Source organism: Vibrio sp. 10N (assembly GCF_036245475.1).
Taxonomy (GTDB): Bacteria; Pseudomonadota; Gammaproteobacteria; order Enterobacterales; family Vibrionaceae; genus Vibrio.
The window spans coordinates 1,804,560-1,818,208 of the sequence record NZ_BTPM01000001.1 but is presented as its reverse complement, the minus strand read 5'-3'; the positions used below and the strand labels follow the sequence as shown (position 1 = coordinate 1,818,208).

Below are 13,649 nucleotides of genomic sequence, written 5' to 3'. Positions count from 1 at the left end.
TATTGGAGATAAAAAACGGCACCAGAGGTGCCGTTTAGTTTTGTGATTACACGTCTTCGCGAACGTCGAACTCTACATGCCACTTTTGACCGTTGTCTGCTGCAATGGCTTCTAGGTAAAGTGTACCAAGTTCTGTAACGCGTGATGACAGCGTAACTGGCACTACGTCTCCGATGCTACGGCCTTCAGAAACTGGCAGTGTTACTTGAATTTCTGGAAGCTCTTCTAGCTCTTCCGGTTTCCAGTAATCTAGGTGAACACCCGCTTCATCTTCACGGCGCGTAGTCGAACCAAAGAATTGGAAGTGCACTGGCTGACCGATAACGAGACCAAACTCTTGGCTTGGAACCTGGACACTACTGCCTTCTTCCATACCAAACGGCGCGACACACAGTGCTTCCATTGGAGGAGCCATACCAGGAATGGCAGGCATGGCACTTTCGATACCGATGTAGTAGCTTGAAGCAATACCGCCACGAATACGTACGCCTTGTCCACGACGGACGCTGCCGTAGTATGCCGCACCACTTGCGACTGCGAGATCAAGGTCGAGTCCAGAGAGCATTTTTGCTTTGTCTGCATTTGCCGTTTCTAACCATGCGTTGATGGTATTGAACAGGCGCTCAGAAAGTAGCTTTGATTTCAAAACACCGCCGTTAAACAGTAACGCAGTTGGTTTGATAAACTCAGCAGGCGCTTCCATGCCAGGCATACCGGCAAATGCGGTATCTGCAGCGCTACTTTGACGGCTTAGGAATGCGGCAATATGGCGAGTAATAGCAGCATCTTGAGCGTATGGCAGACCCATTTGAGTCAGTGCACCACGCGCGCGTTGCACGGGATGTTCATTCACACTCACTTGAGGGAAGAAACCATCAACCAGCGTTTGTTGCACTTCTTGTTGGGTCAGTTCTGTTTTTAAGGTCGAACCTAACAGTTTCGAGCCACGACTTGGTACTACGATTGGCACTGATTGAAGTTCAGCATCGTTCAGTAGAGCTTCTTTCGCATCACGGCAAGCATGTGTCATAGCTTGAACTTGCCATGGCTGAAGCTCTTTGCCATCTTGCGCCAGTTTCATTTTTAGACGGTAAGCAAGCGCGAGATCCATGTTGTCGCCACCAAGCAGGATGTGCTCACCTACAGCAACACGTTCTAGGTTGAGGTTACCATCTTGCTCAGTCACAGCGACAAGAGAAAGGTCAGTGGTACCACCGCCGACATCGACAACCAACACGACATCGCCAACGTTCACTTCATCGCGCCATTTGTCATTGCTGTTGTCAATCCAGCTATAGAGAGCGGCTTGTGGCTCTTCCAGTAGCGTAAGGTGAACAAGACCAATGTTACGGGCCGCTTCTGCTGTTAGGTCGCGCGCTGCAGGATCAAAAGAGGCCGGTACTGTAATCGTGACATCTTGATCTTCCAAGCTGTGCTCAGGGTGCATGTGGTTCCATGCATCTTTTAAGTGCTCAAGGTAAAGCTCAGTCGCGCGAAGCGGAGAGACCTTGGTGACTTCTTCAGGACTACCTTGAGGTAGGAAGCTATCACGACGGTTAACACCACCATGGCATAGCCAAGACTTAGCACTAGCGACAAGACGAATTGGCGTCTTTGAACCTAGATTACGCGCTACCGCACCCACTAGAGCTTTTGGTTCACTCGTCCATGGGAGAGTTCGAGAGCCTTGACCCATTTCGTGTTCATGCGGTTGATACAAAAACGAACCCAGTTGTTTGTATGATTCTACGGTACCAGGCGCGGTTAACTGGGGGATAGACACGACTTCAACTTGCGCGTCTTCATTTTGAGTGTCGATGAACGACATAACACAGTGGGTGGTACCTAAGTCGATACCAACACTGTATTGAGCAATCTTTTGTTCTTGAGTTTGCACTGAAGGTTCCATTATAGCTCTACCTCTGCAGGTGCGATGATTGATGCGTTGTAGTTTTCAGACAGCTTAGGCAAAGTCACTTTATCCGCTTTCCAGCCTTTGTGAACGAGCGTGCCGTTGAATGGGGCGTTGCCAGTTACGTTGCCGGTTAGGCGAACTGATTGCGGATCGAAGCCTTCCTCAATTGTAATTCGAGTTTCTTCTTCTTCATTACGAATTGGGCTTAACTCGAAGTACTCAGAGATGACTTTTTTACCGCCTGAGTGAACCACACGTGCAGCTGCACCCACTTCTTCGTCTGAGAATGAAGTAAGGTCTTCTTGAAGGAAGTCGACCATGCGCGCTTCTTGCTGCATTAGTGACAGCAATTGCATTGCAGAGTCAGTAGACGCAGTAGCCAGTTTCGACTCCACTTCGACCACTTTCTCAATCACTTTTTCAACTTCTACTACTTTTTCAACTTCTACGATTTTTTCTACTGGCTTTTCAACTTCGACAATCTTCTCTACTGGTTTTTCTACTACTTTCTCGACAACTTTGCACTTACGAGAAACGGCAATCGCGAGTAGTAAAACGCTTGAAGCAGCAAGGCCAGCGTGCAGCATGTCGAAAGTCGTTGGGATAACATTTAGGTCGAAGTTCATAGGGGATTCTCTATGTGTCAGTCATTAGTCGTTAATTTTGGGGCGAAGTCTAGCATAATCAAGGCTCTTAGCGCGACGCTTTCGCAGATTTGTCATTACAAAGTGAGTTTTTTGGATGTTAAATCAGCAGATAATGGTGTTTTTCTGAAATATAGTGATCTGTGTTTTATAAATCGAAGTGACAACTTCTTACAAAATGATGGGTGTGTAGAATCAATTGGCTAACATTAAAATAAGAAATTGACAATATTTATAATACATTATCTGGCTATAAGTATCATAAATGAGAAAACTGACACTAGTCAGTCAGGACAAAAAATGGTTGCAGGCTTAAAAAAAGAAGACCGTGGCGTTAAACGGTATGCAGTACTGGTGTTTGTGCTAGGGATAATACTCACCACATTTATCACACACATAGTTTTTAGGGGACAAGAACAACTCGCCGAATCAAACTTCGAATTTTTAACAGACAATCAAGCAGAAAACATCAAAGAGCTCGTCATGCTTGATATTAGTTTCATTGGTGCTGGTGCGAGTTTTTATCACGCAACTCAGCCTTCTGCTTGGGATAACTTCGCAAGCTTTGCGGCGCCGCTTGTCGATGGTTCGCAGAGTTTAATCGCTATGCAATGGATGAAAAAAGTCTATCCAGAACAGGTCGAAACCCATAGCAAACGTGTAAGAGAGCGTTTTCCGAGCTATCAAATTTACACCGTTCCCAAAGATAAACCTCGCGTTGATGGTTACATCCTCACTGATGATGAGCCTATTTACGTTGCGAGTGATATCTATCCAGTCAATGAAGGCAATTTGCGAGCACTTGGTTACTACTCCTCTAGAGAAAGGGTGCGAAGAGTGATTCGTAATACCAGTGTCACTGGTGAGCCAAGCTTGTCGGATAAAATACGACTGCTACAAGATGGTTTTGATCGCTCGATCCCCAAGCAAGGTATGTTGGTTTACGTGCCTGTCTTTGAGGCGGGTAAGGAGTCTTTGCGTGGTGTCGTGATTGGGGTTATCCGCATTACTGAGTATTTTAAGCAGATTGTGTCGAGAACCTCTATTGGCAAGGATATCGGTGTACGTGTGGTTGATCTGGGTTTTGATGCCGAAGATGATCCTATTCTGTATCAAAATGACCAATGGCAACTGCTCGACAGTTCCACTAAAGATGTGGTCATCGGTCTATACGATAGAGAATGGAAGATTCAGTTTAAGCACGATGCAACGATTTCAAAAAACGACCAGTTAATACTGTTTTTTGTGGGCACAGGTGGCCTGCTGATTTCGGTACTGCTTTCCTATGTGGTGTATCTGATGTTACGCGAGCAGCGCCGTTTAACGATGATAGTAAATCGCCGAACTAAAGACCTACAATATCTCGTTGAGCGTGACCCGCTCACAGAGGTATACAACCGCCGAGCCTTTAATCGCCTTACTGAATATCACATTTCCTGCCATAAACCATTCTCGCTCGTGATCATTGACGTTGATAATTTTAAGCGTATCAATGACCAATATGGGCATGTGGTTGGCGATGAAATTTTGATGCAAGTGGCGGTGTATATAAAAGAGCAAATGTACCCGGACGATATGCTATTTCGCTTAGGCGGCGACGAATTTGCGGTGATCAGCCGATGTATCGATTATGGCACCTTGCACCACTATCTGACACGCATGTGTAAAGAAGTGGCGTCTTTGAGTTGGCAGTCCATTGACTCTGAATTCAGGTGCTCTCTGAGTGTTGGGGCGGCGGTCTATCGCGGTGAAACCATCGAACAGCTTATCAATCGCGCCGATGAACAGCTGTACATCAGTAAGGCTCACGGCCGAAATCGCGCTAATGTTGCTTGAATATAGAGCGATCAGCCGATCGACTGTCGAGCTTTTGTTTTGAATACGCTACAATTTCGCCGTGTTAATAACTGTTTACTGTGTCGCTATGAATTACAATCGAGTCGTTTGCTTTGATCTTGAAATGTGCTGCTGGAACGTCGATGGCGTTGGCACTACCGGTGAAATCATTGAAGTGGGTTTAGCTGAAATTGATCTGGTCAAGCAAGAAGTCGTCAAGCGAGCCCAGTACTATGTTAAGCCAGAAACTGATGAAGTGTCGCTATTTTGTACAGAGCTTACGGGTATTACGCCACGTAAAGTAGAAAAACAGGGCAGACCGTTGGAATCGGTAATTCAGTCAATGGTGAAAAACTTTGGCGGAACAAACAAAATCTACGCTTCTTGGGGGCGAGATGATGAGATCTTGAGGCTCGAATGTGAGGCAAAAGGTATCGATATGCCGTTTAAAGAATTTGTTAATTTGGCGACGTTGTACCGTATTCAGAATCGATTGAAAGACAAACGTATTGGCCATAAAGCTGCTCAAGAACAAAAGGGCATTGAGTGGGAAGGACGTCAGCACTCCGGCTTTGTTGATGCTTATAATCTCGCTAAGCTTGCACTGACAATGCTTTAGTCACATCAGCCCCAACGACCTCGTGTCTTGGGGCTGATCGTTATTTAGCCGGTAGCTAGCTTAGTCAATAGCTACGTTGCCGTTACTTGTCGACAACCTGAATTTTAGCTCGAATGAACTCGCTATGGTCGACATAAAGAAGTTCGGCGACTTTACGGATCACTGCGTCTTCTAGTGGGTCGATGACACCATCAGCGTTGGCGACCTCCCACATCGCTTTAATCAGTTCGAAACGCTTTTCTTGATTTAATTCACGCAAACTTGATGTGAAATCGTACAGCGATGCGGAGTTTTGTGTCTGTTCGCTGGCTTGAGACAGCAGAGTTTGCGCTTCATCGTCATTGATACCAAGTAAGCGAATCACTAAGTGGCGTTTGGCCGTCTCTTCCTCTTCATCTACTTGATAATCGGCTTTTGAAACTTCACAAAGTAGCGATGCGATAGCCAAATTCGGACTCACGCCTTGAGTTTTTGACAGATCATCCCCTTCGATAAGCTGCTTAAAAAGAGAAGTAATGGCATTAAACATGGCTGTACCTGACTATTGGTTGTATTGCTGTAACTGTTCTACTTAACTACATGGTGACCGTGGCTTACGATCACAAGTAGTTAGAGTTTAGTCTTCAGAATAAGTTTCAGGGAACTTGGTTTGAGTTCCATCTCCGTGCAGGACAGAAATATGCGCAGGCTTCCCAAAAGGATCAAGCTTAACGAGGCCAATACCGCATCGATTGACTAGCCGGTTATGTTCACTTGGTTGAGGTTTTCGCTTGAAGACTTTGAGGCGCTTGCGTTTTGTAAACCAGTTCAGTGGTGAACGTGGCGTATAAAGCCACTTATCTAGCCAATCACAAACCGTCAATAGTGGTTCGGGAAATTGATTTTTAATCCCGCTGCACGTGATTTGATAAATGTGCGAGTCACTTTGTTTGAAGCGCAGCTTCACGTCATAGACAAACGAATAGTGGACATCGCCGGAGAGAATCACAAAGTTCTCTGGTGTTTTACTGTGGGTAAAAATCGACAGTAGCGTATTGGCGCTGCCTGGGTGAGCCATCCAGTTTTCCGCATCAATAATCAGCGGATTTCCAAGCTTCGTCGCCATTGCTTGTAGTGTTTCGATGAACTTAACACCAAACATAGGTGCGGGGGAGACAACGACAACCGCATCGAGTCCAAGCAGCTCTTGTTGAAATTCAACCATTGCCTCCCAGTCCATAAGGCCTGATGGTTTGTTTATTTTTGATTCAGAGCGCCAACGCCGAGTGCGCGTATCTAACACCACAACTTTAGGGTGAGAATCTAACGTGTAGTGCCATTTTTCGTAGCGTAATAGCTTAGTAATTATCCCTTGGTGCTGATCTTTATCGATATAGATAGTTTGCTTCGGCCCTTGGTTCATGCCGACAAACAGAGCCTCAAGCTCATCTTGCCAGTCGGCGCTCATTTGCTCTGGGTGATTGCCCCAAGCCTGGCACAGTAAGTAGCCAAACAGAGCATTGCCGATGATTTGCTTGGAAAAAGGGTGTTCGTATGCTGCTTTTTCCCAGCCAACGGTTAAGTTCCAATCGTCTGTGACGTCGTGATCATCGAAGATCATGTAGGTCGGAATATGTGCGAGCAAGCGCCTCACTTTCGGCAGCCCCTGCACAAAGCGGCTGAGTATCTGTTTCTCTTTATTCCAAGTGTCTCGATGCTCTTCGGCCATCATGCTCGGCTCGAGGTCATCAAAACCTATGGTGTTCCATAGCTCTGGGGACCAAGTGAGCAGATACATGGCAATGAACTCAGAAAAGCTGACCAGATGGTTTTCACAATCGCGGGAGCTAAAAATAGCGGTTTGCTGCTGACTAAGAAGGTTTTTTAGTCGACTGGTGTCATCTTGAAAACGAGGAAGCAGTTTATCGCGGTCATACAGGGCGATTTCGCCACTGTGTAAACGACAGCTATCGGCAAGCGTGCTTTGATCAAATTGCTCATCTGGAAGTTCTAGTAGTTGAATGACGTTTTGAATCGCTGCCAACGTGGGGCCAGCAATGTGATCGGCATAAATCTGATCGCCTGTTAGCAGCAGTACGTCTGGTATATCTTTCAAAGAGCCAGAGGTCATCGATTGACTTAGGCGATCATCGAGCATCACTAAGCTGTCAGGGCTCGGATGATGAGGATTTCGACAGGAGCCATGCAAAATATGATCGGCGGTGTTGGAAAGTTGGACTTGAACCTTAGACCGTGTTGAATAACAAATATCCTTAGGTAGAACGGATTGTCCCGTTTGCGCGTCAACAATGTCGTAATCAACGTGGTCGCGTGAAGACAATTGATGATTGATATAGAACTGTACCAACCAAAGCTTTGAACTGAGTTGTAAGTACTGTGAGTCGCGAAACGCGTAGGATGATTTTTGTTCGGCATGCAACTCAACCAAGAGTGAACTTGGATCTACTGACGTTGCCAACCACAATGTGAACTCTGAACGGTTGGTACGGCGTAAAATGGGTCCGGCAAGCAGTGGGGGCAGTGTCGTCATAGCAACTCTCATCACTTATTTATGTTACATCAAGCACTCTGAATTAAGGTTTCGTCACTAGACTCCATTTGTTCAAGCAACTCGATAAACTCGGCGCTGCTCGCTTCATGGCCGACAAGAAAGAAACCTGTAAGAGCGTCTAACAATTGAGACGAATCGTCACTTTGTTTGACGATTTCATCCAGACGTTGACGAAGAAGTTCAACTTCATGCTCTACAAATCCTCTTGCCTCTAAACCTTGCTCTCCTTCATCAGGTGCGTTGTCAAACTCCAGAAATAACAGGTTGTTATCGAGTTCAGTATTAACCAATTGCTCAGGAAGCCAGTGTTCACCCGTGACAATTCGAATATCTTGGTCTTTTGGCAAATTATTGAGGATGTTTTTTAATTTTTCTACTTTCACGATGGGTCTAAATAGTGGAAACTATGCCTTTGATAACTGTTGGTTATTTATTAGCCTATAGTCAGTAATCACAGTCTAGTGACACAATAAGTGTAATAACAACATAATATAACAAGTCTTCGCTTGAGAGATAGCGTTGGTAGGCTTAGTCTTCGAAAAATGGCATAAGCCTTACAGCTTAGCCAAATGTTCGAGTGACTGGCTAACCAATATACGTGCCCTGAATTCTATTTACTGATTGATAACATTTCCAGTTGGAGAAACTGCAAGACATGATTAAGAAAAATCTCGCGTTAGCGATTACGGCAGCATTGATCACATCCCCTGTTGTTCAAGCCGAAACGCAAGCGCAAGAAGCGGAGTGGGGTATTGCTGCGGTTTGGCGTACAGCCAACGTACCTTTTGATACAAAAGGAAGCGACACGACTGTCAGCACCTTTATTCCGATGATGTTCTTTAAGAACGACTATGTCTTTCTTGACGGTACCATGGCAGGTGCCCACCTCTATAAAACGGATGATAAACAATTAGAGTTCAATGCTATAACGCGTATGCGACATATCGACATACCCGCAGATGAACAAAACGCAGTGGGCGGTGATACCGCTGACTACGGTTTGCAAATGCGTTATAACTTTGACCCAGTTTGGCATTATGATGCTGAGCTAATGACAGATGGAGAAGACCGATTTCACGCTAACTTTAGGCTCCAGGGCTTGGTGGAATATGGCGATTTAGAAGTTCGTCCGAACGTGACGTTGCGATTCAAAGATGCGGATTTCAACACCCAGTATTACGGTACTTATCGTGATACCGTCGATAACTTAGGCGGCGGCGTGGACTACGCGATGGGAGTCGATGCGCGTTACCATGTAGCCTCGAATCTGTATCTATTAGGGTCGACTAACATTCGTATGTTAGATAACCAAGCGTATCACTCATCGGTGATCAAGGAGCGATTCGAAGGCGAAGTGTTTGTTGGTGTCGGTTTCTTTAATGAGAAGAAAAAGAGTACATCTAAAGCCAAACAAGTAAGCCGAGATATCAGTGCTAAACCTTATGTTCGTGTTGCCCATGGCTGGGCTTCGCCGTCTGATATGGGGGATATCCTAACCTTTAACGGCAAGCGTGACCCATACAATAACCAATTGACCTCGGTATTTTACGGCCATCCTTTAACCGACGAACTTTTCGGTTTGCCACTGGATATTTACCTGAGCCCGGGTATTGCTCATCACTGGGATTCAGAAGTGCAAAGTGCGGCGACGGAGTTTGTTACTCTGATCAAAGCGTACTACACCATCGAATGGCCGGTTAAGATGCGCTTGGGTGTCGGTAACGGTTTGTCGTACATCGACAGCATTACTCATATCGAACAGCAAGAAATGGATAAGAAGGGCAAGCGTGCGAGTCATCTAATGAACTACATTGATATCTCTTACGATCTCAGTATTGGTTCTCTGATTCGCAAACCAGAGCTGGAAGACTTATGGCTTGGTTATTCCCTGCATCACCGCAGTGCAATCTTCGAAGCGTCTTCTCAGTTTGGTCGAATTAAAGGCGGCAGTAACTACAGTACGGTTTACTTGCAGTACCACTTCTAAGCAGCAAATAATCACGAAAGCTCCGCGAATGCGGAGCTTTTTTGTTTGCGCGCCAGTTAACCCGTAGTTGGTAGCTGTGCTACAATCGCGCCAGTTTTAAATAAGAAAAATAGCAGGGAATGTTTTGACTTCCTCTCAATCAAAAAATCAGCCAGCTAAGGCTCAAGCGAACAACCCGCAGTCACTGAAAAAAGCATTAAAAGACTGCATGATCCGCGACCGTTTTCGCCTAAGCAAACGCATTGCTGGTGCAGCAAGAATTAAAAAGCCTGAAGCTCAAGCCGCCGTTTTCGATGAGATTGCAGTAGATATTGCAAAATCGATGATGGAAGCCGAGCAGCGCGCTAATCAAACAAAGCACATTGAATACCCAGAGTTACTTCCGGTTAGCCAGAAGAGAGACGATATTGCTAAGGCGATAGAAGAGCACCAAGTGGTGATCGTCGCTGGTGAAACAGGCTCGGGTAAAACCACTCAGTTACCAAAAATTTGTTCAGAACTTGGCCGTGGTAAATTTGGCCTGATTGGCCATACGCAGCCAAGACGTCTTGCGGCGCGTTCGGTCGCGAACCGTATTGCTGAAGAGATGGAGACTTCTCTAGGTGAGTTTGTTGGTTATAAAGTTCGATTTAATGATCAGATCTCGGACAATACCCAGATCAAGTTGATGACCGACGGTATTCTTCTTGCTGAAATTCAGCATGATCGCTTCTTAAATCAATACGACACCATCATCATCGATGAAGCGCACGAGCGTAGTCTCAACATTGACTTTATTCTCGGATATTTGCGTGAGCTCTTACCGAAACGCCCTGATCTGAAAGTAATCATCACCTCGGCGACCATTGACCCAGAGCGATTCTCTAAGCACTTTAATGACGCGCCAATTATCGAGGTTTCAGGTCGTACGTACCCGGTTGAAACGCGTTATCGTCCACTTCGTGGTGATGACGACAACGATCGCGATCAGCTTGAAGGTATCTTTGAAGCGGTTGACGAGCTTTGTGATGAAGGATTGGGCGATATCCTGATCTTCATGAATGGCGAACGTGAAATTCGAGATACCGCGGATGCGTTGGGTAAGCGCAATCTTCGCGACACAGAAATTGTGCCTTTATATGCCCGTCTGTCAGCGGGTGAGCAAAACAAAATATTTCAGCCCCATGCTGGACGCCGCATAGTGTTAGCCACCAACGTTGCTGAGACTTCACTTACAGTACCTGGCATCAAATACGTTATTGACCCAGGTACGGCGCGAATCAGCCGTTATAGCTACCGCACCAAGGTGCAGCGACTGCCGATTGAACCGGTTTCTCAGGCGAGCGCGAACCAGCGTAAAGGCCGATGTGGACGTGTTGAAGAGGGTATCTGTATTCGTTTGTACTCGGAAGAAGACTTCGAGTCACGTCCAGAGTTTACCGACCCAGAGATCTTAAGAACCAACCTAGCGTCGGTTATCTTGCAGATGACAGCACTGGGTCTAGGAGACATTGAAGCCTTCCCATTTGTCGAAGCGCCGGACAAACGCAATATTCAAGATGGTGTTCGCCTACTAGAAGAGCTCGGCGCTATCAATGATAAGGCTAAAGATCCGAAAAAACGCCTAACGCCAATTGGGCGTCAGCTTGCTCGTTTGCCGATTGACCCGCGTCTTGCTCGTATGGTGATTGAAGCGCCACGTCTTGGGTGTTTGAAAGAAGTCATGGTGATTGCCTCAGCACTGTCAATTCAAGACCCACGTGAGCGTCCTAGCGATAAGCAGCAGTCTTCGGATGATAAGCATCGCCGCTTTTTTGACAAAGAGTCGGACTTCTTAACGTTTGTGAACTTGTGGGACTATATTCAAAAGCAGCAAAAAGCGCTGTCGGGTAATCAGTTCCGCAAACAATGCAAGCAGGACTACTTAAATTATTTGCGTGTTCGTGAGTGGCAAGATGTGTATTTCCAGATACACCAAGCGATGCGTGAAATGGATGCGAAGCTCAACCAGGAGCCTGGTAGCTATCAAGCGGTCCACAGTGCGCTGCTGGTGGGTTTGCTCTCGCACATTGGTGTAAAAGACCAAGAGAAGAACGAGTATCAAGGCGCACGTAATGCTCGTTTCCATATTTTCCCAGCGTCGGGTCTATTCAAAAAACAGCCAAAGTGGATTATGTCCGCAGAGCTGGTGGAAACGTCTAAGCTATGGGGCCGTATCATTGCCAAAATTCAGCCAGAATGGATTGAACCTTTGGCTAAGCACCTGATTAAGCGCAGTTATAGCGAACCACATTGGTCGAAAAAACGTGCCGCTGTTATGGCTCATGAAAAAATCATGCTTTACGGCGTGCCAATTGTTCCGAAACGCCTAGTGAACTACGGCGCGATTGACCCGGTAATCAGCCGCGAGCTCTTTGTTCGTAGTGCGTTAGTTGAAGGTGATTGGGAAACCAAACATGCATTCTTCAAACAAAATCGTAAGTTGCTTCAGGAAGTAGAAGAACTCGAACATAAATCTCGCCGCCGCGATATTTTGGTGGATGACGATGAGTTATTTGAGTTTTACGACCAGCGTGTAGGTACAGATGTTGTTTCAGGTCGACATTTTGACACGTGGTGGAAGAAAGCTAGCAAGCAAAACAAAGAGTTGCTGAACTTTGAAAAAGAGATGTTGTTCAAAGGAGATGCCAGTCATGTGACGGATTTGGACTATCCAAACTTCTGGCACCAAGGTGGACTCAAACTCAAACTCAGTTATCAGTTTGAACCTGGCGAAGACAATGATGGTGTGACCGTTCATATTCCGCTGCCAATATTAAATCAGATTGAACAAGAGGGTTTTGATTGGCAAATCCCAGGTTTACGCCATGAGTTGGTAGTCAGCTTGATAAAAGCGCTGCCTAAAACTCTTCGTAAAAACTTTGTACCCGCTCCAAACTATGCCGATGCGTTCTTAGCACGAGTGACTCCAATGGATGCGCCATTGCTAGATTCGCTAGAGAAAGAGCTGCGCCGTATGACCGGAGTAGAAGTGCTGCGTGAAGATTGGAACCTAGAGCAGTTAGCGGATCACTTGCGTATTACGTTCCGCGCAGTGGACCATCGTAATCGTAAACTCAAAGAGAATCGTGATCTCTATGAGCTCAAAGAGAGCTTAAAAGATAAAGTGCAAGAGACACTCTCTAAAGTCGCGGATGATGATATTGAGCAACAAGGTCTGCACACATGGAGCTTTGGTGAATTACCGAAAGTGTATTCTCAAAAGCGCGGCGGGTTCGATGTCAAAGCTTATCCTGCATTGGTCGATAACAAAGACAGCGTCGAGATCAAACTGTTTGAGACAGAAGTAGAGCAAGAGCAGGTCATGAAAGAGGGCCAGCGCCGCCTATTACTGCTTAATGTGCCTTCTCCGATTAAATACCTGCATACTAATTTGCCGAACAAGTCCAAACTTGGGTTATATTTTAACCCATACGGTAAAGTGTTAGATTTAATTGATGACTGTATTGCGTGTGGTATCGATAAGCTTATCGACGAGCAGGGTGGTTTAGTCTGGGATGCGGACAAGTTCGAACAGTTAAAAGAGCACGTTCGAGGTGAACTTGGTGACACTGTCGTCGACATTGCCAAACAGGTAGAAACCATACTTACTACAGCATTTAATATTAATAAGAAGTTAAAAGGACGCGTTGACCTCACAATGGCGTTCGCACTTTCTGATATTAAAGCGCAGGTTGAAGGGCTTATTTTCAAGGGCTTTGCGACCGAATGTGGTTGGAAGCGCCTACCTGATATTCTTCGTTACCTGAAAGCGGTGGAAAAACGTATGGAGAAGCTACCCATCGATCCAAATCGCGACCGTATGCACATGTTGAAAGTGGAATCGGTAACACAAGATTACAAAGAGTTGCTTAACAAGATCCCGAAAGGTATGAAAATACCCGAAAACGTGAAAGAGATTCGTTGGATGCTTGAAGAGCTGCGTGTCAGTTATTTCGCTCAACAGCTGGGGACTCCGTACCCAGTTTCGGATAAGCGAGTGTTGAACGCCATTAATGCTTGTTAGGCGCTTTTACTGAGTTCGCTTCAAGAATTTTGATCTATGTCTCTGAGAAACA

The 13,649-nt window shown here is 45.9% G+C and carries 9 protein-coding genes; 4 read left to right on the top strand and 5 right to left on the bottom strand.

What is annotated here, in order from left to right:
* Window positions 1-46: 46 nt before the first annotated feature.
* Window positions 47-1,909 (bottom strand): Hsp70 family protein, encoded by a 1,863-nt coding sequence (locus AAA946_RS08360; RefSeq protein WP_445206067.1) that lies wholly within the window; start codon window positions 1,907-1,909, stop codon window positions 47-49.
* The gene (locus AAA946_RS08355) at window positions 1,909-2,541 is read right to left on the bottom strand and encodes a DUF2760 domain-containing protein (RefSeq protein WP_338164443.1); all 633 of its coding nucleotides are present in this window, start codon (window positions 2,539-2,541) and stop codon (window positions 1,909-1,911) included. The genes AAA946_RS08360 and AAA946_RS08355 overlap by 1 nt, the downstream gene beginning before the upstream one ends.
* Window positions 2,542-2,859: 318 nt before the next feature.
* On the opposite strand from AAA946_RS08355, the gene AAA946_RS08350 reads away from it, so the two are divergent.
* Together AAA946_RS08350 and AAA946_RS08345 are read left to right on the top strand one after the other, a co-directional pair.
* Window positions 2,860-4,395, top strand: coding sequence for a sensor domain-containing diguanylate cyclase (locus AAA946_RS08350; RefSeq protein WP_338164442.1), 1,536 nt, complete (start codon window positions 2,860-2,862; stop codon window positions 4,393-4,395).
* A gap of 88 nt (window positions 4,396-4,483) precedes the next feature.
* Entirely contained in the window at window positions 4,484-5,014 is a 531-nt protein-coding gene (locus tag AAA946_RS08345) for a 3'-5' exonuclease (protein ID WP_338164441.1), read from the top strand.
* 82 nt (window positions 5,015-5,096) lie between these two features.
* Here the strand turns inward: AAA946_RS08345 and AAA946_RS08340 are convergent, their stop codons facing one another.
* The 3 genes from AAA946_RS08340 to AAA946_RS08330 form a co-directional block, all read right to left on the bottom strand.
* The gene (locus AAA946_RS08340) at window positions 5,097-5,543 is read right to left on the bottom strand and encodes a tellurite resistance TerB family protein (RefSeq protein ID WP_338164440.1); all 447 of its coding nucleotides are present in this window, start codon (window positions 5,541-5,543) and stop codon (window positions 5,097-5,099) included.
* A gap of 87 nt (window positions 5,544-5,630) precedes the next feature.
* Window positions 5,631-7,544 carry an alkaline phosphatase D family protein gene (locus AAA946_RS08335; RefSeq protein ID WP_338164439.1) on the bottom strand — a complete coding sequence of 638 codons (1,914 nt, stop codon included), beginning with the start codon at window positions 7,542-7,544 and terminating at the stop codon, window positions 5,631-5,633.
* Between the two features lie 29 nt (window positions 7,545-7,573).
* On the bottom strand, window positions 7,574-7,948 hold the full coding sequence (locus AAA946_RS08330) for a hypothetical protein (RefSeq protein ID WP_338164438.1): 375 nt from the start codon (window positions 7,946-7,948) through the stop codon (window positions 7,574-7,576).
* Between the two features lie 272 nt (window positions 7,949-8,220).
* On the opposite strand from AAA946_RS08330, the gene AAA946_RS08325 reads away from it, so the two are divergent.
* Window positions 8,221-9,552: a MipA/OmpV family protein gene (locus AAA946_RS08325; protein ID WP_338164437.1), complete on the top strand. Its 1,332-nt coding sequence runs from the start codon at window positions 8,221-8,223 to the stop codon at window positions 9,550-9,552.
* A 124-nt stretch (window positions 9,553-9,676) separates the two neighbouring features.
* Complete coding sequence (gene hrpA / locus AAA946_RS08320; protein ID WP_338164436.1) at window positions 9,677-13,597, top strand: ATP-dependent RNA helicase HrpA; 3,921 nt, start codon at window positions 9,677-9,679, stop codon at window positions 13,595-13,597.
* Window positions 13,598-13,649 lie beyond the last annotated feature (52 nt).

Coding starts and splice junctions, on each gene's coding strand:
- AAA946_RS08335 (WP_338164439.1), bottom strand. CDS start 7,544: ATGACGACACTGCCCCCACTGCTTGCCGGACCCATTTTACGCCGTACC.
- AAA946_RS08340 (WP_338164440.1), bottom strand. CDS start 5,543: ATGTTTAATGCCATTACTTCTCTTTTTAAGCAGCTTATCGAAGGGGAT.
- AAA946_RS08355 (WP_338164443.1), bottom strand. CDS start 2,541: ATGAACTTCGACCTAAATGTTATCCCAACGACTTTCGACATGCTGCAC.
- AAA946_RS08325 (WP_338164437.1), top strand. CDS start 8,221: ATGATTAAGAAAAATCTCGCGTTAGCGATTACGGCAGCATTGATCACA.
- AAA946_RS08360 (WP_445206067.1), bottom strand. CDS start 1,909: ATGGAACCTTCAGTGCAAACTCAAGAACAAAAGATTGCTCAATACAGT.
- AAA946_RS08350 (WP_338164442.1), top strand. CDS start 2,860: ATGGTTGCAGGCTTAAAAAAAGAAGACCGTGGCGTTAAACGGTATGCA.
- AAA946_RS08345 (WP_338164441.1), top strand. CDS start 4,484: ATGAATTACAATCGAGTCGTTTGCTTTGATCTTGAAATGTGCTGCTGG.